The sequence below is a fragment of the Ancylobacter amanitiformis genome, from assembly GCF_030814815.1.
GTDB lineage: Bacteria > Pseudomonadota > Alphaproteobacteria > Rhizobiales > Xanthobacteraceae > Ancylobacter > Ancylobacter amanitiformis.
Window position 1 is genome coordinate 171,671 of the sequence record NZ_JAUSVR010000009.1, and the last position, 23,306, is coordinate 194,976.

General features: G+C 68.3%; 14 protein-coding genes and 1 tRNA gene. 5 read left to right on the plus strand and 10 right to left on the minus strand.

Annotated features, from left to right (window positions below):
• Positions 1–2: 2 nt before the first annotated feature.
• Together QOZ99_RS14700 and QOZ99_RS14705 are read right to left on the minus strand one after the other, a co-directional pair.
• The gene (locus tag QOZ99_RS14700; protein WP_370876862.1) at positions 3–1,892 is read right to left on the minus strand and encodes a sensor histidine kinase; all 1,890 of its coding nucleotides are present in this window, start codon (positions 1,890–1,892) and stop codon (positions 3–5) included.
• A gap of 7 nt (positions 1,893–1,899) precedes the next feature.
• Positions 1,900–2,598, minus strand: coding sequence for a response regulator transcription factor (locus QOZ99_RS14705; protein ID WP_183191364.1), 699 nt, complete (start codon positions 2,596–2,598; stop codon positions 1,900–1,902).
• Positions 2,599–2,805: 207 nt separating this feature from the next.
• On the opposite strand from QOZ99_RS14705, the gene QOZ99_RS14710 reads away from it, so the two are divergent.
• Both QOZ99_RS14710 and QOZ99_RS14715 read left to right on the plus strand, forming a co-directional pair.
• A complete protein-coding gene (locus QOZ99_RS14710) occupies positions 2,806–3,567 on the plus strand; it encodes a HugZ family pyridoxamine 5'-phosphate oxidase (RefSeq protein WP_306890733.1) in 762 nt (253 codons plus the stop codon).
• Between the two features lie 144 nt (positions 3,568–3,711).
• A complete protein-coding gene (locus QOZ99_RS14715; protein WP_306890734.1) occupies positions 3,712–5,310 on the plus strand; it encodes a phosphoenolpyruvate carboxykinase (ATP) in 1,599 nt (532 codons plus the stop codon).
• 120 nt (positions 5,311–5,430) lie between these two features.
• Here QOZ99_RS14715 and QOZ99_RS14720 read toward each other — a convergent pair whose 3' ends face one another.
• Positions 5,431–6,873 carry a sodium:proton antiporter gene (locus QOZ99_RS14720; protein ID WP_306890735.1) on the minus strand — a complete coding sequence of 481 codons (1,443 nt, stop codon included), beginning with the start codon at positions 6,871–6,873 and terminating at the stop codon, positions 5,431–5,433.
• 225 nt (positions 6,874–7,098) lie between these two features.
• On the opposite strand from QOZ99_RS14720, the gene recR reads away from it, so the two are divergent.
• Positions 7,099–7,704, plus strand: a complete 606-nt coding sequence (gene recR / locus QOZ99_RS14725; RefSeq protein ID WP_183191368.1) for a recombination mediator RecR — start codon at positions 7,099–7,101, stop codon at positions 7,702–7,704.
• A gap of 6 nt (positions 7,705–7,710) precedes the next feature.
• Here recR and QOZ99_RS14730 read toward each other — a convergent pair whose 3' ends face one another.
• The 6 genes from QOZ99_RS14730 to QOZ99_RS14755 form a co-directional block, all read right to left on the minus strand.
• Positions 7,711–9,069 carry an AmpG family muropeptide MFS transporter gene (locus tag QOZ99_RS14730; RefSeq protein WP_306890736.1) on the minus strand — a complete coding sequence of 453 codons (1,359 nt, stop codon included), beginning with the start codon at positions 9,067–9,069 and terminating at the stop codon, positions 7,711–7,713.
• A 108-nt stretch (positions 9,070–9,177) separates the two neighbouring features.
• Positions 9,178–10,089: a transglutaminase family protein gene (locus tag QOZ99_RS14735; RefSeq protein WP_306890737.1), complete on the minus strand. Its 912-nt coding sequence runs from the start codon at positions 10,087–10,089 to the stop codon at positions 9,178–9,180.
• Between the two features lie 10 nt (positions 10,090–10,099).
• Positions 10,100–12,613 carry a circularly permuted type 2 ATP-grasp protein gene (locus QOZ99_RS14740; protein ID WP_306890738.1) on the minus strand — a complete coding sequence of 838 codons (2,514 nt, stop codon included), beginning with the start codon at positions 12,611–12,613 and terminating at the stop codon, positions 10,100–10,102.
• A 105-nt stretch (positions 12,614–12,718) separates the two neighbouring features.
• Positions 12,719–16,030, minus strand: coding sequence for a transglutaminase family protein (locus QOZ99_RS14745; RefSeq protein ID WP_306890740.1), 3,312 nt, complete (start codon positions 16,028–16,030; stop codon positions 12,719–12,721).
• A 221-nt stretch (positions 16,031–16,251) separates the two neighbouring features.
• Positions 16,252–19,440: an efflux RND transporter permease subunit gene (locus QOZ99_RS14750; protein WP_306890742.1), complete on the minus strand. Its 3,189-nt coding sequence runs from the start codon at positions 19,438–19,440 to the stop codon at positions 16,252–16,254.
• Positions 19,441–19,499: 59 nt separating this feature from the next.
• Positions 19,500–20,720 carry an efflux RND transporter periplasmic adaptor subunit gene (locus QOZ99_RS14755; RefSeq protein ID WP_306890743.1) on the minus strand — a complete coding sequence of 407 codons (1,221 nt, stop codon included), beginning with the start codon at positions 20,718–20,720 and terminating at the stop codon, positions 19,500–19,502.
• Between the two features lie 730 nt (positions 20,721–21,450).
• Between QOZ99_RS14755 and QOZ99_RS14760 the strand changes: the two genes are divergently transcribed.
• Positions 21,451–21,798, plus strand: coding sequence for a hypothetical protein (locus QOZ99_RS14760; RefSeq protein ID WP_306890744.1), 348 nt, complete (start codon positions 21,451–21,453; stop codon positions 21,796–21,798).
• A 259-nt stretch (positions 21,799–22,057) separates the two neighbouring features.
• Positions 22,058–22,147 (plus strand) — tRNA-Ser (locus QOZ99_RS14765).
• Positions 22,148–22,340: 193 nt separating this feature from the next.
• Here QOZ99_RS14765 and QOZ99_RS14770 read toward each other — a convergent pair.
• Positions 22,341–23,246, minus strand: a complete 906-nt coding sequence (locus tag QOZ99_RS14770; RefSeq protein WP_306890745.1) for an SDR family oxidoreductase — start codon at positions 23,244–23,246, stop codon at positions 22,341–22,343.
• Between the last annotated feature and the right edge of the window lie 60 nt (positions 23,247–23,306).

Sequence of the window (23,306 nt, forward strand, 5' to 3'; positions counted from 1 at the left end):
GCTCACACCGCCGGCAGCCGCACGATGAAGCGGGCACCGGCGACGCGCGGTGCGGCGGGAGCCTCGCGCCGCTCCTCCCCGTCCTCCGCCTTCGGCCGGGCCTTGCGCGTGCGCGGCTTCGCCTTGGCCAGGTCCGCAAGCCGGTTTTCCGCCCAGATCCGCCCGCCATGGGCCTCGACGATCTGCCGGGAGATGGACAGCCCGAGCCCGGAATTCTGGCCGAAGCCCTGCTCTTCCGGCCGGTCGGTATAGAAGCGCTCGAAGATGCGCGAGAGCGCGTGCGGAGGGATGCCCGGCCCGTCATCATCGACGATGATCTCAACCGCGTCCTTGAGCCGGCGGCAGGTCACGCGCACCTCGCCCCCCTTCGGGGAGAAGGAGCGGGCATTGTCGATCAGGTTGTTGATGACCTGCCCGAGCCGGGAATCGTGTCCCGGCACGATGAAGGGCCCGCTCGTGCCCGGCGCGTGCTCGAAGGCGAGCGTCACGCTCACGCCGTCGCCGCGCACCACATCATTGTGCACGCTGGTGACGGTGCCGAGCAGCCGCGTCAGATCGACCGGCGCGGCCTCCTGCCGCTGCAGCTCCGCATCGAGTCGCGAAGCATCGGAAATGTCGGTGATCAGCCGGTCCAGCCGCTTCACATCGTGCTGGATGACTTCCATCAGCCGCCCGCGCGAAACGTCGTTGCGGGCCAGCGGCAGCGTTTCCACCGCCGAGCGCAGGGAGGTGAGCGGGTTCTTGAGTTCGTGCGAGACGTCCGCCGCGAAGCTCTCGATCGCCTCGATGCGCGAGTAGAGCGTGTCCGTCATGTCGCGCAGCGCGCCGGAGAGATGGCCGATCTCGTCGGAGCGACCGGTGAAATCGGGGATCTCGACGCGCGAGCGGGTTCGCCGGCGGACCCGCTCGGCGGCATCCGCCAGACGGCGCACCGGACCGGCAATGGTGCCGGCGAGCAGCAGCGAGAGCATCACCATCACCGCCATGGCGACAAGGAAGACGCGCACGATGACGAGGCGCTCGGCCGTCACCGCCTCCTCGATCTCCCCGCTATGGGTGGAGAGCAGCAATGCGCCGAGAATGGCGCGGAAGCGCTGGACCGGCACCGCCACCGAGACGATGACCTGCCCGCGCTCGTTCACCTGCACCGAATAGGCGTTGCGCCCCTTCAGCGCGTCCGCGACCTCGGCATAGCCCTTGCCGTTATTGGGGCCGAGATCCTTGTAGAGCGGCAGGTCGCCACGCTCGAACCAGAGCCTCAGCCGGTTCCAGGTCTTCTCGAACCAGTTCGGCCGGCGCTCGGTCGGCGGGGCCATCTCGAAGCGGAGGATTTCGCCCTTGGAATAGAGCGAGCGGGAATCCAGCAGCAGCCCGCCGTCGCGGTCATAGATGCGGGCATTGGTGCCGGTCGGCTCGACGAGGCGCTTGAGCACCTGGGCGACGCGCTCGGGATTGATGGGAAATTCCAGCGGCGCGAAGCCCTCCTCCCCCGGCCCGTAGCTCTCGCCGGCCTGAAGCTCCAGGAGCCGCTCGGGGTCGATGGTGATGGCGTTGGTCTCGACCTGCGCCGACCCGGCAATGGCGGCGGCGATGATCTCGCCCTGCACCAGAAGGCTCTGCACGCGGGCATCGATCAGGCCGGCGCGGAATTCGGAGAGGTAGAGAATACCGGAGACCAGCGCCACCATGCCCGCCAGATTCAGCAGCACGATGCGCCGGGTCAGGCTGGAAAAGCTCTGGAAGGCGACGAAGTTGCGCAGCCGCCGGAACGCCCCGAGAATCCCGGCAAAGCGCCCGCGCGCGCCCTTCGGCGCGGCCTCTTCCACGGATTCGGCCTCGTCGAGAAAATCCTCGCCATCGGCCGGGGTCCGGGAGGATGGGGTATCGAGCAAGGAGCCGCTACTCCTTGAAACGATAGCCGACGCCGTACAGCGTCTCGATCATCTCGAAATTGTCGTCCGTCACCTTGAACTTCTTGCGCAGCCGCTTGATGTGGCTGTCGATGGTGCGGTCGTCGACATAGACCTGGTCGTCATAGGCCGCGTCCATCAGCGCGTTGCGGCTCTTCACCACGCCGGGCCGGGTGGCCAGCGCCTGCAGGATGAGGAACTCGGTGACGGTCAGCGTCACGTTCTCGCCCTTCCAGGTGCAGGTGTGGCGCTCCGGGTCCATGCGCAGCAGCCCGCGCTCCAGCACCTTGGCGCTGTCGGTCTCGCGCGGCAGCGCCCCGTCCTTGGGCGCCACGCGGCGCAGCACCGCCTTGACCCGCTCGACCAGCAGGCGCTGGGAGAACGGCTTCTTGATGAAATCGTCGGCGCCCATCTTGAGGCCGAACAATTCGTCGATCTCGTCATCCTTCGACGTGAGGAAGATGACCGGCATGTCGCTCTTCTGGCGCAGCCGGCGCAGCAGTTCCATCCCGTCCATGCGCGGCATCTTGATATCGAAGATGGCGAGGTCGGGCGGGTTCGTCTTGAAACCGTCCAGCGCCGTCGCGCCATCCGTGTAGGTCTGGATCCGGTAGCCCTCGGATTCCAGTGCTATCGACACGGACGTCAGGATGTTGCGGTCGTCGTCGACGAGGGCGATGGTCGGCATCTGCACTCTTTCCTGTTCGGCAGCTTCTTGCGCAGTATGCGGTGAACCGTGCGGGCGTGGCCATAATGTGACACGCAAATCGATTCAACAGAAATTAGCGCGTTTCGAGAGACATAGCCAATACCGCCTGCGCGCCTTGACGCCAGGGGCCTTGCGGAGTCACCTCAGCCAAGGTTTGACGGCCAGATCTTGGCGAGGGCAGAAAGCATGAACACGCCCCCTTCCGCAACCGAAGCATTCGACCCCGCCGGGGCCACGCGGCGGCTGATCCGCGAGGCGCGCGTCGCCGCGCTGGCCACGCTCGACGCGGACGGCACGCCCTATGTGTCGCTGGTCCAGCTCTCCACCCGGCCCGATGGCGCGCCGCTGCTGCTGCTCTCCAGCCTCGCGCGCCACACGCACAATCTCACCCGCGACGCGCGGGCCTGCCTGCTGGTGGACGAGCGCCGGCTGGGTGACGAATTGCAGGGGGCACGGGCGAGCCTGAAGGGCGCCATCGCCCGCCTCGACGATGAGACGGCGATCGCCACGGCGCGCCGCCGCTTCCTCGCCCGCCACGCGGAGGCCGCCGGTTTCGCGGGCTTCGCCGATTTCGCCTTCTACCGCATGGAACCCGAGAGCGCGCATCTGGTGGCCGGCTTCGGGCGCATTGCCGATGTGGAGCGCGAGGGGCTCATGACCGATGTGTCGGATGCCGGCGAACTCCTCGCCGCGGAAGAGGGCGCCATCGCCCACATGAACGCCGACCACCGGGATGCGATCGGCCTCTATGCGCTGCACCTCGCGGGAGCCGGGCCGGGCGACTGGCGGATCGTCGGCATCGACCCGGAAGGCTGCGATCTGATGGCGGGAACCGAACTCAGGCGCCTCACCTTCCCTCGCCGCGTCACCACGGCGCGGGGCATGAGAGAAATTTTGGTGGAACTGGCCGGTGCGGCGCGCGGCGTAACGATTGATTCGGCTCAATAGTTTATCACGGGACGCCGTCCACTGGAATCCGCCGTCATGGGTTCGGCCCGGTTTTGTCACAGATTTGACCGGGATGGGCGGGCACAACGTCGGCATGGGCACCGATCCTGCCCCCCGTTTGTCACGCGTCAGGAGGAGCCGACCTTGCACCAGACCGGCACACGCAACGAGCAGCACGGCATTGAGGCCATCGGCCTCGCCGGCACCGGCAAAGTCTTCTGGAATCTGGCGGAGGCCGCGCTGTGCGAACGCTCCATCGCCCGTGGCGAAAGCCACATGTCCGCCTTCGGCGCGCTGGTCGCCGATAGCGGCGCGCCGGCCGGGCGAAGCCCGGAGGATCGCTTCATCGTGCGCGACGAGGCCAGCGAAGCCGATGTGTGGTGGGACAATGTCAACGCTCTCTCACGCGAGACCTTCGAGCAGCTGAAGGCGGATGCCCTCGCCCATGCCGGCGGGCGCACCCTTTTCGCGCAGGACCTCGAAGCCGGCGCCGATCCCGCCTTCCGCACCCCCGTGCGCGTCTTCACCGAGCACGCCTGGCAGGCGCTGTTCATCCGCGACCTGCTGCATCGGCCCGACAGCGCCGAACTCGCCACATTCGTGCCCGAACTCACCGTGCTGTGCCTGCCGAGCTTCAGGGCCGAGCCGGATCGCCACGGTGTGCGCTCGCGCACGGTGATCGCCTGCGACCTCACAGGCGGCCTTGTGCTGATCGGGGGAACGCAGCACGCCGGCGAGATGGCCAAGGCAATCTTCAGCGTGCTGACCTACACCCTGCCCGCGCGCGGCGTGCTGCCGCTGCATGCCGCCGCCAACATGGGCGAGGCGGGCGACGTCGCCTTGTTCATCGGCGAGAGCGGCGCGGGCAAGACCGCCCTCGCCGCCGACGCCACGCGCCTGCTGATCGGCGATGACGAAACCGGCTGGAGCCGCACCGGCGTCTTCAACGTGGAAAACGGCTGTTGCGTCCGCACCCAGGGCCTCGCCGCGGCGGAGCCCGCGCTTGCCGCCGCCGCCCAGCAGTTCGGCGCGGTGCTGGAGAATGTGGCGCTGGATGGCGACACCCGGCTGCCCATGTTCGATGCCCCCGCGCGGGCGGAAGGCGCGCGGGCGGTGTTCCCCCTCGCCGCCCTCGCCCATGCCGCGCCCGAGGCGCGCGGCGCCGCGCCGCGTCATCTCTTCCTGCTGGTGCAGGATCCCCATGGCGTGCTGCCCCCGCTCGCCCGGCTGACCCCGGCGCAGGCGCTCTATCATTTCCTCTCCGGCTATACCGCCGGGCCGACCGATGCCGCCGAGCCCGAGGTGCGGTTCTCCGCCGGCTTCTCCGGCTCCCTGCTGCTGCGCCATCCCTCCACCTATGGTCGGCAGCTGCGCGAACTGATCGGCGCGCGGGATGTGGAGTGCTGGATCGTCAATACCGGTTGGACCGGCGGCAAGGCCGGCACCGGCCGGCGCATGCCCATCGAGGTGACGCGCCACCTCGTCGCCGCCGTGCTGGAAGATCGCCTGATGGAAGCTGAATGGCGCACCGACCCGCATTTCGGCTTCGCCGTGCCGATGGCGGTCGAAGGCGTCGACAGCCGTCTGCTCGATCCGGCGCGCGGCTGGGCCAGTCGCATGGACTACGCCATGACCGCTCGCCGGCTGGTCAGCCTGTTCAGCGACAATTTCGCCCGCTTCGAGAACGCGGTCGACGATGAGATCCGCCACGCCCAGCCCGGCATGGCGATCGCCGCCGAGTAGTCGCCACCAAGTCGTCGCTGACGAGTCGCCGCTGACGAGTAGCGCCGGGTGCCCCGCCCCTCGGGGAGAGGCACCCGGACCCGTTGGCCCGAAGAGCCGCCCGCGCCGCGCGCGGTCGCCTCAGAGGAAATAGAGCCAGGTCAGCAGCGCGAAACACGGCAGCAGGAAGATGCCCGACCACGCCATGTAGCCGAAGAAGCTCGGCATCGCGACGCCGCGGCTCTTGGCGATGGCCAGCACCATGAAGTTCGGCGCGTTGCCGATATAGGTGAGCGCGCCCATGAACACCGCGCCGGCCGAAATCGCTTCCAGCGTCACCGCATGGGTGGTCATCAGCGCGGCCGGATCGCCTCCCGCCAGATTGAAGAACACCAGATAGGTCGGCGCATTGTCGAGGAAGCCGGAGAGCAGGCCGGTCATCCAGAAATAGCCGGCATTGAACGGCTCGCCTCCCTCCTGGGTGACGAGGGCGACCAGCGGCGACAGCGCCCCGTCCGCCCCCGCCTTCAGGATGGCGATGACCGGGATGATGGTGAGGAAGATCGCCGCGAACAGCTTGGCCACCTCGCGGATCGGCTCCCAGTCGAAGCCGTTGCGCTCGCGGATGAAGGCCGGCGTGATCTTGAGCGAGACCAGGGCGAGCAGCACGAGCGCGACATCGCGCGCCACCGAGGGCAACGGCACATGGGTGCCGAGCACGTTGAACTCGATGCCCGGCTTCCACAGCGCGCTCATCAGGATGGCGGCGATCACGCCGCCCAGCAGCGGCAGGTTGCGCAAGCCCCGCAGCCCCAGCCGCTCGTCGCCCGGCGTCGGGTCGCGCTTGGCCGGCAGGTTGTCCTCCCGCCCGTAGAAATGCCGATCCAGCAGGTAGAAGGCCACGAGCAGGATCACCGCCACCACCGCCGTGTCGTGGAACAGGTGCTGCGTGGTCCAGAAGAAATCGACGCCCTTCAGGAAGCCGAGGAATAGCGGCGGATCGCCGAGCGGGGTGAGCGAGCCCCCGATATTCGACACCAGGAAGATGAAGAACACCACCGTATGCACATTGTGGCGCCGCTCGTCATTGGCGCGCAGCAGCGGGCGGATCAGCACCATCGAGGCCCCGGTGGTGCCGATGACGCTCGCCAATACCGTGCCGATGGCGAGCAGGCCGGTATTCACCGCCGGGCTGCCCTTCAGATTGCCGGTCAGCAGGATGCCGCCGGAAATGGTGAACAGCGAGAATAGCAGGATGATGAAGGGGATGTATTCCAGCAGCCCCGCATGCGCGACCTCATAGACCGCGAGCCCCGCGCCCTGGACGGCGATGAACGGCGCGAGGAGGGTGAGCGCCCAGAACAGCGCGACCTTGCCATAATGGTGGTGCCAGAAATGCCCGGCCACCAGCGGAATCACCGCGATCGACAGCAGCATGCCGACGAAGGGAATAGCCCACAGCAGCGACAGGCTGGCCCCGTCCAGCCCCATGCCGTCGGCGGCAGCGGCGGGCGTTGCCGCCAGCGCCAGGCCGAGCGCGGCGATCGGGAGAGAGGAAAGGGCGGCGGCTTTCGTCGTCGGCATGACATCTCCCGTGGCGGCATCAAGTGGCCCTCCCCCGGTTAGCAACCCCCCTCCCGGGTGTCGAGAAAAACCGGGCGGCCCCGACCCGAAGGGGCCCTGCCGGGATCGCCATCGGCCCGACAAGCGCTGATGTGATGGAGCGCACGGGCCCGCCCGTGGCGCGGCGCCGCAGGCTGCGCTAGACCGGCATATTCCGCCGGCGCGCCTGCCGGCCGTGAGGACGCCATGCCCCGTGCCGTTGCCGGCCCCGAGATCGAACGCCTGATCCAGCTTCTCGCCCGCGTGCCGGGGCTCGGCCCCCGCTCGGCGCGGCGAGCGGCGCTGCACCTCATCAAGAAGCGCGAGCAGCTGATGGGCCCGCTGGCCAGCGCCTTCGAGGACGTGCTCGGCAAGATCGCGACCTGTCGGGTCTGCGGCAACATCGATGTGCGCGACCCGTGCTCGATCTGCACCGATGTGACGCGCGACCCCAACCTCCTCATCGTCGTCGCCGACGTGTCCGATCTCTGGGCGCTGGAACGGGCCGGCGCGCTCAACGCCCGCTATCATGTGCTCGGCGGCACGCTCTCCCCGCTCGATGGCATCGGGCCGGATGATCTCAACCTCGCCTCGCTGATCGCCCGCGCCCATGACGGCACGGTGCAGGAAGTGCTGCTGGCGCTGGGCGCCACCGTCGACGGGCAGACCACTGCCCATTACATCACCGAGCTGCTGCGCGATTGCGGCGTGCGCGTCACCCGCCTCGCCCATGGCGTACCGGTGGGCGGCGAGCTGGAATATCTCGACGAGGGCACGCTGTCGGCGGCCATCAAGTCGCGCACCAGCCTCTGAGGGCGTTCAGGGCTTGCGCGCCGCCAGCTCGCGGAAATGCCCGCGCGCCTGCAGATAGGCGAGGATGCCGAGCCCCGGCACGGCCGCCAGCGCGGTCACCGCGAAAAACACCATCCACCCTGTCTGCGCCGCCACGAAACCGGCGGTGGAGGCCAGGAAGGTGCGCCCCACCGCCGCCAGCGCGGTGAGCAGCGCATATTGCGTGGCGGTGTGCGCCCGGTCGCCGCACAGCGCCGAGATATAGGCGACGAAGATCACCGTGCCGATGGCGCCGGTGAAATTCTCGACGATGATGGTCAGCGTCAGCGCGCCGAGATCGACGCCCATCCAGGCCTGCCAGGAAAACACCAGGTTCGACGCCATCTGCAGGATACCGGCGATCCACAGGCTGGTCACCAGCGGCAGCGCCCGGGCGATCAGCCCGCCGGCAAAGCCGCCCAGCAGCGCGGCGGCGAAGCCCACGCCCTTGACGATGCCGGCATAGGCCGCCTTGTCGAAGCCGATATCGATGACGAAGGCGCCGGTCAGCACCCCGGCAAAGGCATCGCAGAACTTGAAGAACACCACGAAGCCGAGCACGGCGACCGCGCTGCGGCGCGAGAAGAACTCGCCGAAGGCGCCGACCGCCGTCTCGCCGATGCGCGCGAACACGCCCACGTCATGGGAAATCACCGGCCCGCCGGCCGGCTCCCGCGCCAGCAGCGTGGCGAAGAAGCCGACGCTCACCATCAGCGCGGCGGCGATGTAGCCATAGGCCCACACATCCGCGCGCGCGACGCCGATCGCCTCGAACCACGCCACCAGCAGCACGACGCCGGCGCCCGAGGCCAGCATACCCACGCGATAGGCCGCGACATAGCCGGCCATGCCGGCCGCCTGCTCGCGCGTCTCCAGGCTCTCGACGCGGAAAGCGTCCACCACGATGTCCTGCGTCGCCGAGGCGCAGGCCACGAGGAACGCCCCGAGCGCGACATGCCAGGGCGACAATACCGGGTCCTGGAAGCCCAGCCACACGACGGCGAGCGCCAGCAGCCCCTGCGTGAACACCAGCCAGCCCCGCCGGCGCCCCAGCCAGCGCCCGAGCAGCGGCACGTCCAGCGCATCGACCAGCGGCGCCCAGATGAACTTGAAATTGTAGGGAACGCCGACCAGCGCGAACAGCCCGATCGTGGTGAGGTTCACCTTGGCTTCCGCCATCCAGATAGTCAGCGTCGCGCCGGAGAGCGCCAGCGGCAGGCCGGAGGAAAAGCCGAGCAGGATGACGATGAGCACGCGCGGGCGCAGATAAACCGCGAGGCTGGCGAGCAAGCCATCCTCGGCATCCGGGGCCCGCGGTGGGGCGGCATCCTTGGCGGCCTCGGTCATGGGTCGGTCGTGCCCCCGTTGATCCCCGCGCCGAATCGCGTGGCGACGCGAGCGTTGTTCCTAACCCGGCCGGCCGGTCCTGTCGCGACGGCGCGTCCGTCCGGCGCGTCAGTCCGGCTCGAGCTCGCGGGCGGGCGGGGCCTCGGGCATCGGGATGACGTCGACCTCGACCGAGAGCTTCTGCTTGCCCGAGCCGATCAGCACGCCGCCGATCGGCGCCACGTCGCTATAATCGCGGCCATTGGCCAGCACGACATGGTCGGTGGCGACGATCAGCGCATTGGTCGGATCGAGCCCCTGCCAGCCATCCTCTTCCCCGCACCACACCGACACCCAGGCGTGGGTCGCATCCGCGCCCTGCAGCCGCTCCTTGCCGGGCGGCGGCTCGGTGCGCAGGAAGCCCGAGACATAGGCGGCCGGCAGGCCGAGCCCGCGCAGCCCGGCGATCATGATATGGGCGAAGTCCTGGCACACGCCGGCCCGCAGGTTGAACGCCTCCAGCGCCGGCGTGGTGACGTCCGTCGCGCGCGGATCATAGGTGAATTCCTCGTAGATCCGGCGCATCAGGTCGATGGCGCCGGCCAGCATCGGCCGGCCGGGCGGGAAGCTCTTCGCGGTCCATTCGGTGATGGCCGGGCTCAGCGGCACGGCGGGGCTGGGAAACATGTGGTGCGCCGGCGAATGGGGGCCGGGATCGAGGCAGGACGACGACGCCTCGCGCACCGCCTCCCAGGCGGGCGAGGCGGCGGGATCGAGCGCCGGGCCGGCCGTCACCTCCACCCGCGCCCGCGTGCGCACCCGGAATTGGGTATGCGGCGTCTCGATGCGGATATGCACCACCGTATTGCCGAAGAAATCGCGCGTTTCGATCCACTCCACCGGCTCGGGCTCGACGGCGAAATGGCTCGCCACCACCCGCTGGCCCGGACGGGCGACCGGCACCATGCGCACCACATGGCGGGCGACCGGCACGGCATGGGCATAGGAATAGGCCGTGGTCTGGTGAATGTCGTAGATCATGGCGCCCGCCTCACGACACCAGATCCCACGGCGTTTCCACCGGCTGGCGATGGATGAAATAGCGCTCGGCGACGTCGTTCGACAGTTCCATCAGCTGGCCCTCGATCTCGCGCAGGCGCGCGTCGTCGAAGTCGAGCGCGTCGAACGCCCGCATCGAGGCGACGAGGCGGGCGGCGAGCCGCTCCTCGGGCGGGGGCGGCTCATCCCCCAGATGACCCGGCAACTGGTCGAGATGCGCCATGATGGCGTCGATCTGGTAGGCCAGCGAGCGCGGATTGACCGATTCCAGCAGCACAAGGTCGAGCACCGGCGCGCGGCTCTCCACCATCACATAGCGCGAGCGGTAGGTGATCTGGCTGTCGCACAGTTCCAGCAGCACATCGAGCGCGCCGGCGGTGGGCGCTTCGCCGGCCAGCGTGCGGGCGAAGCGGCAGGTGGCGATGGCACGCTCGATGCGCCGGCCGAGATCGAGAAAGCGCCAGCCGGCGAGGCGGTTCATGTTTTCCGAGGCAAGGCCGGAAAAGGCGGCGAGCGCGCGCAGCGCCCGGTCGGAGCGCTCATAGGCGTCCGGCTCCGCGCTGGCGGCGGGCACCGGCTCGGCCATCATCAGCGACAGGTCGGCCAGGGTGCGCCAGGCATCCGGCGACAGGCGGTCGCGAATGACCGAGGCGGTATGGCGTGCCGCCTCGATGATGTTGGGCAGCGAGCCGTGGAGGTCGCGGCGGGACAGCGCGGCCAGCGCATGCCGCGCCGGCTTGGTGGTGGCGAGGTCCGCCGGCATCGCGCCCCAGAGCTGGAGCAGGCTCACCAGCCCGCCGAGCGAGGAACCCCCGCCCTCCAGCGAGGAGGACAGCCGGCCCATCAGCGTGCGCAGCAGCCGCAGCGTCGTCTCGGCCCGCTCGATATAGCGCCCGAGCCAGAAGAAATTATCCGCCGCCCGGCTCGGCAGCGGCCCGGTCTGGCGCTTGATCTCCACCCGGTCCACCGCCGGCAGCAGCGAGGTCTGCTCGGTCGGGCCGGCGTCGAGCACCCACACATCCGCCGAGCGGCCGCCGCTCTGCATGGTGACGGCGCGCGCGTCCAGGCTGTCGGACACCCGGCAGAAGCCGCCGGGCATCACCTTCCAGCCGGTCTCGGTCGCGGTGAGGAAGATGCGCAGGATGAACGGGCGCGGCTCCAGCTTGCCATTGCGCCACACCGGCATGGTCGACAGGCGCGCCGCCTCCTGGCCGACGAAGTCGACCCCGCGCGCGCGGATCGCCGCCTTGATGCGGGCACGGTGGGCACGGTCGAGATCGGCGCCGATCACCGAGCCCTTGTCGAGCAGGCCGGGCAGCGTGCGCTGGAAGGCCGGCGAGATGACGAGGTCCTCGAAACTGTCGAGCACGCGTTCGCGCTCGGCTTTCTGGCCGCACCACCAGGTGGCGACATTGGGCAGGATAGGCGCCTCGCCCAGCACGCGCTGGCCGAGCTTGGGCAGGAAGCCCATCAGCGCGGGCGCCTCCACCACGCCGACGCCGACGGCGTTCACCACCGCCACCCCGCCCGAGCGGATGGCCTGCACCAGCCCGGGAATGCCGAGCCGCGACCGCGGATTGAGCTCCAGCGGATCGGCATAATCGGAATCGAGGCGGCGCAGCAGTACGTCCACCCGCTTGAGCCCGGCCACCGTGCGCACGAACACCACATTGTCGCGCACCGTGAGGTCCTCGCCCTCCAGCAGCACGAAGCCGAGATAGCGCGCGAGATAGGCGTGCTCGAAATAGGTCTCGTTCAGCGGGCCGGGCGTGAGCAGCCCCACCCGCCCCTCGCCCGAGCGGTCCAGCCGAGTCAGCCCCGCCCGCATCGCCTGGAAGTAGCTCGCCAGCCGCACCACGTTGAGCGAGCGGGCAAGATCGGGCAGCGCCCGGCCGATGGCGATGCGGTTCTCCAGCGCATATCCCGCCCCGGATGGCGACTGGGTGCGATCCGACACCACCCACCAGCTCCCGTCCGGGCCGCGCCCGACATCGGCGGCATAGATACGCAGAAAGGTGCCGCCATTCGGGTCGACGCCGACCATCGGACGCAGGAAATCCGGCGAGCCGGCGATGGCCGCCGCCGGCAGCGCGCCCGAGCGCACCAGCTGGCCATCGCCATAGATATCCGCCAGCACCGCCTCGACCAGCTGGGCGCGCTGGATCAGCCCGCGCTCCAGCGCCTGCCATTCGCGCTCGTCGATGACGAGCGGCAGATGCGACAGCGGCCAGGGGCGCTCGCCGCCATTGGGATCGTCATAGACGCGGTAGAACACACCGGAGCGGTAAAGGTGTCGGTCGGCCGCCTGGAAGCGGCGATTGACCTCCTCCACCCCCATCTCGGCGAGCGCGGCGAGCATGGAATGCCAGTGCGCGCGCGGGTACCCCTCGGCATCCACGAGTTCGTCGTGCACGCCGGGCAGCGTCTTGTACCCCGCCAACAGCGCCTCGACCGCCTCTTCCTCGAAGCGGCGTGTGCGCGCCTGTGGCTCACTGCGTCTGGGCATGCCAACCTCTATGCGCGCCCGAGACCCTGCGAGGCAACCCGCCCGTGACCGCGCCGGCGTCGCGGTCCACCGCTCGATGCGCGCGGGCTCCCTCCATCGCCCGGGTCAGACCCGGGCCGGTCGTCGGAGGTCGAGCGTGGCCGGGAACTCCGACGACGGCTCCTCGGGCGGCACGAACAGATAGCCCGGCGTGTGGCCATAATCCTGGAAGCGCGCCAGACGGCGCGCCTGCGCCTCGTAGGAATTCACCGGGAACGTGTCGTAGTTCCGCCCGCCCGGATGCGCCACATGGTAGACGCAGCCGCCCAGCGAGCGGTTGGACCACAGGTCGACGATATCGAAGGTCAGCGGCGCGTGCACCGGAATGGTGGGGTGCAGGCCCGAGGCCGGCTGCCACGCCTTGAAGCGCACGCCGGCGACGAACTCGCTGAACCGCCCGGTGGGCCCCAGCGGCAGGCGCCGGCCGTTGCAGGTGATGATATGGCGGATCGGGTTCAGCCCCTCCACCTTCACCTGCAGGCGCTCGACCGAGGAATCGACGAAGCGCACCGTGCCGCCGACCGCCCCTTCCTCGCCCAGCACATGCCACGGTTCCAGCGCCTGGCGCAGTTCCAGCGTCACGCCGCCATGCTCGACCTGGCCGAAATAGGGGAAGCGGAACTCGCGCTGCGCCTCGAACCAGCTCGGATCGACCCGGTAGCCGGCACGGCCGAGATCGTGCAGCACATCGAGGAAATCGGCCCACACGAAATGCGGCAGCATGAAGCGGTCATGCAGCGCCGTGCCCCAGCGGGCCAGCGGGCCCTCCTGCGGTTCGCGCCAGAACCAGGCGATGAGCGCGCGCAGCAGCAATTGCTGGGCGAGGCTCATGCGCCAGTCCGGCGGCATCTCGAACGAGCGGAATTCGACAAGCCCCAGCCGGCCGGTCGGCCCGTCCGGCGAGAACAGCTTGTCGATGCAGATTTCCGAGCGGTGCGTGTTGCCGGTGACGTCGGTCAGCAGATTGCGGAACAGCCGGTCGACCAGCCAGGGCGGGGGCGTCTGCCCCTTGCCCGGCGCCGGCACGTTGGCCATGGCGATTTCGAGTTCGTAGAGCGAATCGTGCCGCGCCTCGTCGATGCGCGGCGCCTGGCTGGTCGGGCCGATGAACAGGCCCGAGAACAGGAAGGACAGCGAGGGGTGCCGCTGCCAGTAGGTCACCAGGCTCTTGAGCAGGTCCGGCCGGCGCAGGAACGGGCTGTCCGCCGGCGTGGCGCCGCCCACCACCACATGATTGCCGCCGCCGGTGCCGGTGTGGCGCCCATCCACCATGAACTTCTCGGTGCCGAGCCGCGACAGCCGCGCTTCCTCATAGAGGTCGCGGGTGATCTCGACGCAGGTCTTCCAGTTCGCGGCCGGGTGAACGTTCACCTCGATCACGCCGGGATCGGGCGCGACGCGGATGACGTTGAGCCGCGGATCGACCGGGGGCGTGTAGCCCTCGATATGTACCGGCATGCCGAGATCGCCCGCCGTCACCTCGATGGCGGCGAGCAGTTCGAGATAGTCCTCCAGTCGCTCGGTCGGCGGCATGAAGACGCAGAGCCGGCCATCGCGCGGCTCGATCGTCAGCGCCGTGCGCACCGCGCCGGTGCCGGTCAGCACCTGGTCGACCTGCTCGGTATGGCCGTCCTCGGTCGAGGTGCGGCGATAGAGCTGGTGCAGCGTCTCGACATCCGGCAACTCGCCGGTGATCGTCATGGGGTCGGCGGGATTGACGTAAGGGTACGCCGCGGGCGGCACCCAGGGCAGCGCGGCCAGCGGCAGGCGGAAGCCGACCGGCGAATCGCCCGGCATGAGGAACAGCTTGCCGCGCCGGAAACGCCATTTCTCGCTGACCCAGCCGCGCTGCGCCCGCGCCTGCCAGCGCTGCACCGGCAGCACATAGCCGGTCGGCCGGCCAAGGCCGCGCTCGAACACGCGCGCGATCCGCGCGCGGTCCTCCGGGCTCTCCAGCTTGGAATCCAGCGGATCCACGTTCACCGGCAGGTCGCCCTCCTTGAGGATCCAGTGGGCGGGATCCTCATAGGCGGGTTCGACATAGCCGGGCGCGAGGCCGAGGCGCTCGGCGAGGCCCTCGGTGAAGACGCGCGCCTCTTCCGGCCCCGCGCCGGCGAGATTCTCGGTGGCGATCAGGTTGGGATCGCGCCAGATCGGCCGGCCGTCCTTGCGCCAGTAGAGCGAGAAGGTCCAGCGCGGCAGGCTCTCGCCGGGATACCACTTGCCCTGGCCGTAATGCATCATGCCGCCGGGAGCGAAGCGCCGGCGCAGGCGGCGGATCAGGTCGTCGGCGCGCATGCGCTTGGTGGGGCCGACGGCGGAGGTGTTCCACTCCGCACCCTGGTAGTCGTCGATCGAGATGAAAGTCGGCTCGCCGCCCATGGTGAGGCGCACATCCTGCGCGGCGAGGTCGGCGTCGACCTTGTCGCCGAGCGCGTCCAGCGCCGCCCAGGCGTCATCCGAGAAGGGCAGCGTGACCCTCGGCTTCTCCGCCACGCGCGTCACGCGCATGATGAAGTCGAACTCGGTCGTGGTGTCCTCGGTGGCCGTGTAGCCGCCGGTGATGGCGGCGGCGGAGGTGTAGTTCGGGGTGGCGCAGAGCGGCAGGTGGCTCTCGCCGCACAGAAGGCCCGAAGTGGGGTCGAGGCCGATCCAGCCGGCGCCGGGCAGGTAGACCTCGCACCAGGCGTGCAGGTCGGTGAAGTCGACCTCCGTGCCGGTCGGCCCGTCCAGCGCCTTCACGTCGGGCTTGAGCTGGACGAGGTAGCCGGAGACGAAGCGCGCGGCAAGGCCGAGCCGGCGCAGGACCTGCACCAGCAGCCAGCCGGAATCGCGGCAGGAGCCCGAGGCCAGCGCCAGCGTCTCGTCGGGCTTCTGCACGCCCGGCTCCAGGCGGATGAGGTAGCCGACCTTCTGTTGCAGCGTGCGGTTCAGTTCGACCAGGAAGTCGATCGTGGTGATCGGGCCGCTCGGCCGCACCTGCTCGACATAGGCATCGAGCAGCGGACCGCCTTCCTCCAGTTCGAGATAGGGAATGAGTTCCTTTGCCAGATCCGGGGGATAGGCGAAGGGGAAGCCCTCGGCGAATTCCTCGATGAAGAAATCGAACGGATTATAGACCGTCATGTCCGCGATGAGGTCGACCTCGACGCGGAACTCGGTGGTCGGCTCGGGGAAGACGAAGCGCGCCATCCAGTTGCCGAACGGGTCCTGCTGCCAGTTCACGAAGTGGTTCGACGGCGTGACCTTGAGCGAATAGCTCTTCACCGGGGTCCGGCAATGGGGCGCGGGACGCAGACGGATGATCTGGGGCCCCAGCGTGACCGGCCGATCATACTTGTAGGCCGTGACGTGATGCAGGCTGGCAAAGATTGTCATAGGCACCAACTGGACAAGGAACCCCGAGCGGACGGACGGTCGCCCGCCCGTACGATGGCAGATTGTGGACGGAAGGGAACGCACGAATCGTGCCGCGCGACACTCCACCGGCAGGCCCGGCCCACGACGTTGCGCGAGGGAGCCAGGCTGCCGGCAAAATGACGCCCCGCCTCAATATGCGGCAATGGGGTGCTGCTTATTGAGGCGGGCATGTGCCGGCATCACGGCGCCGGCTGCGCGCTGGCGGGCGGTTCGCCCGAAGGCGGCACGGCGGCGGTCGCGGGCTTCTTGCCCCGGCTCCGCCACTCTTCGAAACGCTGCAGCACGGTGTAGAACGAGGGCACGAACAGCACGGCGAGGCAGGTCGAGGCCAGCATGCCGCTGAACACCGCGATGCCGATCGACTTGCGCGAGGCCGCGCCGGCGCCGGTCGCCAGCACCAGCGGCAGCACGCCGAGGATGAAGGCGAAGGAGGTCATCAGGATCGGGCGGAAACGCAGCCTGGCCGCCTCCACCGCCGCATCCATGATGTCCAGCCCCTCCGCCCGTTTCTCGCGGGCGAACTCCACGATGAGGATCGCGTTCTTCGCCGACAGCGCGATCAGCAGGATGAGGCCGATCTGCGTGTAGAGGTTGTTCGCCACGCCGAGCCCGGTGAGCGCGCCCACCGTGCCGAGCAGGGCGAGCGGCACGGCGAGCAGCACGGAGAGCGGCAGGATCCAGCTCTCATACTGGCCGGCCAGCACGAAATAGACCAGCAGGATGGCGAGGCCGAACACGTAGTAGACCTCGTTGCCGACCACCTCTTCCTGGTAGGACATGGCGCTCCACTCATAGCCCGTGCCGGGCGGCAGCGTGTTCGACGCCACCTGCCCCATGATGTCGAGCGCCTGGCCGGACGAGAAACCGACCGCCTGCGCGCCCACGATCGTCGCGGCGGGATAGAGGTTGTAGAGCGTGATCAGCGGCGGGCCGAATATCGGCGTCACCTCCGCGAGGGTGCCCAGCGGCACCATCTCACCCTTGGGCGTGCGGATCTTGAGGTTGAGGATTTCCTCCGGCGTGCGGCGGAACTCGGAATCGGCCTGGATATAGGCCTGGAAGGTCTGGCCGAACTGGTTGAACTGGGTGACGTAGCTTGAGCCGACATAGCCCTGCACCGCCGAGAAGACCTGCCCGATCGTGACGCCGAGTGTCTCGGCCTTGACCCGGTCGATCTTCAGGAAGAGCTGGGGCACGTTGGCGCGGAACGAGGTGGAAAGCCGCTGCAGCGCCGATTGGCTGGAGGCGTTCTTCACGATGGAATCGGTCAGGCTCTGCAGTTCGACGAAATCGAAGCTGCCATTCTTCGATTCCACCATCATGGTGAAGCCCGAGGCGTTGCCGATGCCCTGGATGGGCGGGGGCACCAGTACGAAGGTGGCCGCGCCGTCGACCTTCTGCAGCTCCGCGTTCAGTGTCTTGTAGAGCCAGAGCAGGCCCTGCCCGGCCTTGTCACGCTCATCCCAGCCCTTGAGCATCACATAGGCGACGCCGGCATTGGGCAGCGTGGCGTTGTTGTCGAGCACCGACACGCCGGAAATGGCGATCACGTTCTCCACGCCCGGGGTCTTCTTGGCGATATCGGAGATCTGCTTCATCACCGCATCGGTCCGCTGCAGCGAGGCGGCGTCGGGAAGCTGCGCGCCGATCAGAACATAACCCTGGTCCTCGGTCGGCAGGAAGCCGGTCGGCACGCGGGTGAGGCCCCAGATGGCGCCGCAGATCAGGATAAGCCCCACCGTCACGGTGATATGGCTGGCATGCACCATGTGGCGGATGACGCCGGCATACCAATGCTCGGCCTTGTCATACACCGCGTTGAAGCCGCGATAGAAGAAGTTGCGCTTCTCCGGCGGCACCGGCGGGCGCAGCCAGAGCGCGCACTGGGTCGGCTTCAGCGTCATGGCGTTGATGGCCGAGATGAAGGCCGTCGCGGCGATGACCAGCGCGAACTGCTGGTAGAGCTGCCCGGTGAGGCCGGGCATGAAGGCGGCGGGAATGAACACCGACATCAGAACAAGGGTGATGCCGATGATCGGGCCGAGCAGTTCGTCCATCGCCTTTTCGGCGGCGAGCCGTCCCGGCAGGCCCTTCTCGATGTGGCGCGCCACCCCCTCGACGATGACGATGGCGTCGTCGACCACGATGCCGATGGCCAGCACGATGGCGAACAGCGTCGACAGGTTCACCGTGAACCCCATCGCCGCCATGGCCGCGAAGGTGCCGATGATCGTCACCGGCACGGTAGTGGCCGGCACCAGCGTCGCCCGCCAGTCCTGCAGGAAGACCAGGATGACGATGAGCACGAGGATGCCCGCCTCGAACAGCGTCTTGTACACCTCGGTCACGGAGGCGTTGACGAACACCGTGGTGTCGAACGGTATCTGGTAGGCGAAGCCGGGCGGGAAGTCCTTGGCGAGGATCGCCATCTTGTTGCGGACTTCGGTCGCCACCTGCAGCGAGTTCGCCTCCGGCAACTGGTAGATGCCGAGCGCCGCGGCAGCCTGGCCGTTGAAGGTGAAGGTCTGGCTGTAGGTCTGGGCGCCAAGCTCGACGCGCGCCACGTCGCGCAGGCGGGTGATGCGCCCGCCATCGGCATTCGACACCTTGACGATGATGTTCTCGTAGTCGACCGCGTCGTTCAGCCGCCCGTCAATGGTCAGCGTGTACTGGAAATTCTGCCCCTTCGGCACCGGCGGCATGCCGACGACGCCCGAGGCGACTTCCTGGCTCTGCTGCTGGATGGCGTCGATCACGTCCTCCGGCGTGAGCTGGCGCGCCTGCAACTCGTCCGGATTGAGCCAGATGCGCATGGCGTACTGGCCGGCGCCGAACACGCTGACATTGCCCACGCCGGGCAGGCGGGCGATTTCGTCCTGCAGATTGATGACGCCGTAATTGGCCAGGAACAGGCTGTCATACTTGCCCTCCGGCGAGTAGAGCGTGACGAATTGCAGGATGGCGGTGGATTTCTTTTGCGTCGTCACGCCCTGCACCTGCACCGCCTGCGGCAGCGAGGACATGGCGATCGCCACCCGGTTCTGCACCAGCACCTGCGCGAAGTCGGGGTCGGTGCCGATGGCGAAGGTGACGGTCAGCGTATAGGTGCCGTCGCTGGCGCTGGTCGACTGCATGTAGAGCATGCCTTCGACGCCGTTCACCTGCTGCTCGATCGGCAGGGCCACCGTGTCGACCAGCGTGCGCGCGCTCGCGCCCGGATACAGCGTCGTCACCTGCACCGTGGGCGGCACGACGTTGGGATACTGGGAGACGGGCAGCTTCAGCAGCGCCACGGTGCCGATGAGGACGAATACCAGCGCCAGGACGTTGGCGAGAACCGGCCGTTCGATGAAGAAGCGTGAAATCATGGCGCAGGCCCTGGGTTCGAGCGGGCTGGATTCGAGCGGTCCGGCTCAGACGATCGACGTCAGTTGGCAGGCGCGGCGGGTTTCGCCGGTGCCGGTGCCGTGGCCGGTGCCGTGGCATCAGCCGGCGCCGCACCGCTCGCGGGCGCGGCGGGCGCGGCATCCGCAGCCGGAGCGGCGGGCGCCGGTTGCGGATCCACCTTGGCGCCGGGCGCGGCCCGCTGGATGCCGCCAATGACCACCCGGTCCCCGGCCGCCAGGCCGGATTCGATGACCCGGTACTGACCCACGAGTTGGCCGGTCGTCACCTGCTTCTGCTCGACCACGTCGTCGGCATTGACCACCAGCACATACTTGCCCTGCTGCGCCGCACCGATGGCGGTGTCGTCGACCAGGAAGGCGTCGGCGATCTTCTCGACCGGAATGCGCACGCGCACGAACAGGCCGGGCAGCAGCGTGAGCTTGGGATTGTCGAACACGCCGCGCGCCAGCAGCGTGCCGGTCGAGGGGTCGATCTCGGGCGAGACATAGTCGAGATGGCCGGTATGGGGGTAGTCGACACCCTCGTCCTGCAGACCGATCTCGATCGGCACCTCGTGAATCTGCTCGATGGTGCGCCCGCGCTTAGCCAGCTCGCTCTTGATGCGCAGCACCTTGTCCTCACCCACATTGAAATAGGTGTAGATCGGGTTCATCTGCACGATCGAGGCGAGCTTGGTCGGCGTGCTTTGGCCGACCAGCTGGCCGACATCGGCGAGATGGCGGGTGACGATGCCGTCGAACGGGGCGGTCACCGTGGTGTAGCCCAGATTGATGGTGGCGATCTCGATATTGGCCTTCGCCGAATCCACCGAGGCCTGCGCCTGGTCGCGCGACGCCCGCGCCTTGTCGACGGTGGCCTGCGAGGCGAAGTCCTGCTGGCCGAGGGTCAGCTGGCGCTGATATTCCGCCGAGGTGTTGACCAGCTGCGCATTGGCGGAGGCAAGGTCCGCCTTCGCCTGATCGAGATTGGCCTGATAGGTGTCCTGCTGGATGAGGAAGAGCCGGTCGCCCTTCTTCATCACAGCGCCGTCCTTGTAGTCGATGGCATCGAGGAAACCCTCGACACGGGCGACCAGATCGACCTGGTTGATCGAGGCAGTGTTGCCGGTGAATTCCAGATAGCGGGTCACCGATTGCTGCACCGGATTGGCGACGACCACCTTGGGCGGCGGCGGGGGAACATACTTGTTCTCCTCGCTGCACGCACCCAGCAGCGCCGCCAGCGCCGAAATGCCGGCCATGCCGGCCCATCCGCGCCATGCACCCGACAGACGCCCGCCCGCAACCATTCGACCCCTCCACGCCCAGAACCGGCGCAAAATATACCTACCGCTTCGTGATTGTCTACTTGAACATCTATTGCACCGACCCAGCGCACATGCGTCAATTATATGGGTTAATTTAAAGTACACTTTCGACATACAATCGACATGAGACAGTCTATCCCACGCTCCCCGCCCGCCCCCGGCCGCACCGCCGCGTCTAGAGCATGCCAATACGATGGCCGATCTTGAGGACACTCTCGGGTGCAGCCTCTCGATCGCAGCCGCGCGGCCACAAGGCGGCACACGCCGGTGGCGAAACATGCGCATGACAGGAAAGGCCGGCCGCGTCCCATAACGGAGACCGCATTGCACCATGCTCGCGGGCACTGCCCACCGCGAGCGCCGTCCGCACCGGCTGGCCCCTCCGCCGTCATCCGCCCCATCCACCGGACACGCGCAACGCGGCTCCCGCGAACCCGATGCCGGGGCACGGGGGGCACGGGCGCGCACGGGGGAACGACGCGCGCAGGGGGCCCGCGTCGCAGCGCCGCATGGAGGACGGCCTGCCGGTTCCGGCGCGCCCGCGCGCCGGAACCGGCAGGCCGGCGCTCGCCTCGAAAACGCGCTAGGCGACAGGCGCGGGCGAAGGTAGTGATAGGCGGCACGTCGCTCCGCGTGCTCCATGGGACCCGTCAGGGGACATCGCATGAAGCCGGCTTTCGTTTTCGCTCTCCTCGCCTTGCCCGCTCTCGCGCTTGCCACGCCCGCGGGCGCGGCTGATTCGGCTCTCGTGCTGCGGCAGGGCGACATCTTCACCGACGCGGTCGGCTCGGTGATCGGCGTGGCCGTCACCAACAACTCCGCCGCCACGCTCGGCTCGGCCGTGGTGACCTGTGCCTTCACCGCCAAGGGCAAGCCGATCGGCTCCGCCAGCACGGCGATCTACAACATCGTCCCGGGCAGCAAGGGGGAGGACCAGGTGCACCTGATCGGCGCCACGGCCGACGCCGCCACGTGCAGCATCACCGGCACCACCCCGCCCGCGGCAAACTGACGAACCCGCCACGCAGCCACCCGCGCGGCGTGCACGCTTCTTCCCGGCGGCACGGCACCCGAGCGGAGCCCCCGGAGCGATCCGCCGTGCCGTGGCGAACAGAAAATTCGCGATGCCCACCGGAACCCGCAATCAATGCGGCTGAGAGCGCTTGCCAGCGTGGCATGCTTCGCTATATTCCGCGCCTCCTCGCCGGGAGACAGCCGACTGCGTTGCAGTCCGCAGCCGGCAGGAACCGACAGGCTCCGCGCCTGCGGCTGGAGGGGTGGCCGAGTGGTTGAAGGCGCACGCCTGGAAAGTGTGTATACGGGAAACCGTATCGCGGGTTCGAATCCCGCTCCCTCCGCCAGTCCCGCCGATCACACGCCACCGCGCGATATTCTACGCGATGGCTATCATTCATCGCCGATTGCTGCGTAGGCCATCCAACGCGAGTTCGGACACGGTGTTCAGGACGCCCCGCACCGCAGGATTCGCCGAGTCGCGGACATTGAGGCTCCGCTGACGACAGCCTGTAAGCTGCCGTCAGCGAGCGTCGGCCGTTACGCGGCGCCGACCGTCGGCGAATAATCCATCGCTTTGAGATCGGCGATCAGGTCTGGCCCTGTCGGCGTCCAGCCAAGCTGAGCCCGTGTCCGGTCGCTGGACGCCGGCATGTCCAGCCCTGCGAACATCGCGAGCCATCCCAAATATTTCGGCGCCTCCGCCGCGGATAGCGACACCGCCGGCAGACCGAGACCCGTGGCGACGACTTCGGCGATGGCGCGCGCCGTGATGCCTCCCTCGGCGACGGCGTGATAGCGGTCGCCCTTGTGGCCGTGGTCGAGAACGAGGGTGTAGAGCTTCGCCACGTCGAGGACATGTGCGGCTGGCCAGCGATTGGCACCATCGCCGACATACCCCACGATGCCTTTCTCGCGCGACATCTCGATCAACGGCGTGATCAGTCCCTGCCTGCGCGTGTCATGGACCTGCGGGAGCCGCACCACACGGACATCGACACCCGCTTCCAAAAGCGCGTTGCCGGCCTGTTCGGACGCGATCCGCGGATTGGGGTGGTCGGGGTTGAATATGGTTTCCACAGCGGGTTGCCCGGGGCCGGCATCGCCGATCCCGGTGCCCGAGGTAATGAGCAGCGGCCGGGCGGATCCCTGGAGCGCCGCGCCAAGCGCCGTGATCGCCCGCCGGTCCTTCTCGCAATTTGCCAGGAAATTGGTGAACTCGTGATCGAAAGCGGTATGGATCACGGCATCGGCCTGCTCCGCGCCGGCGCGCAGGCTGGCGAGATCCTCGAGAGCACCGCGATGGGCCTCGGCGCCAGCGGCCGCCAGCGACCGTGCGCTGGCGTTCGAGCGAGCCAATCCCAAGACCTGATGCCCGGCGGCCAGAAGCTCGGGTATGATCCGCGAGCCGATGAAACCGGTCGCACCTGTCAAAAATACGCGCATGGAAGTCTCCGCCGTTGTTCTGACGGGCACTTCACTCTAAATGTTTTCCTGTAAAAGTAG

Coding starts and splice junctions, on each gene's coding strand:
- QOZ99_RS14720 (WP_306890735.1), bottom strand. CDS start 6,873: ATGCCGACGACGAAAGCCGCCGCCCTTTCCTCTCTCCCGATCGCCGCG.
- QOZ99_RS14730 (WP_306890736.1), bottom strand. CDS start 9,069: ATGACCGAGGCCGCCAAGGATGCCGCCCCACCGCGGGCCCCGGATGCC.
- QOZ99_RS14770 (WP_306890745.1), bottom strand. CDS start 23,246: ATGCGCGTATTTTTGACAGGTGCGACCGGTTTCATCGGCTCGCGGATC.
- QOZ99_RS14745 (WP_306890740.1), bottom strand. CDS start 16,030: ATGACAATCTTTGCCAGCCTGCATCACGTCACGGCCTACAAGTATGAT.
- QOZ99_RS14750 (WP_306890742.1), bottom strand. CDS start 19,440: ATGATTTCACGCTTCTTCATCGAACGGCCGGTTCTCGCCAACGTCCTG.
- recR (WP_183191368.1), top strand. CDS start 7,099: ATGCCCCGTGCCGTTGCCGGCCCCGAGATCGAACGCCTGATCCAGCTT.
- QOZ99_RS14735 (WP_306890737.1), bottom strand. CDS start 10,089: ATGATCTACGACATTCACCAGACCACGGCCTATTCCTATGCCCATGCC.
- QOZ99_RS14710 (WP_306890733.1), top strand. CDS start 2,806: ATGAACACGCCCCCTTCCGCAACCGAAGCATTCGACCCCGCCGGGGCC.
- QOZ99_RS14705 (WP_183191364.1), bottom strand. CDS start 2,598: ATGCCGACCATCGCCCTCGTCGACGACGACCGCAACATCCTGACGTCC.
- QOZ99_RS14760 (WP_306890744.1), top strand. CDS start 21,451: ATGAAGCCGGCTTTCGTTTTCGCTCTCCTCGCCTTGCCCGCTCTCGCG.
- QOZ99_RS14740 (WP_306890738.1), bottom strand. CDS start 12,613: ATGCCCAGACGCAGTGAGCCACAGGCGCGCACACGCCGCTTCGAGGAA.
- QOZ99_RS14755 (WP_306890743.1), bottom strand. CDS start 20,720: ATGGCCGGCATTTCGGCGCTGGCGGCGCTGCTGGGTGCGTGCAGCGAG.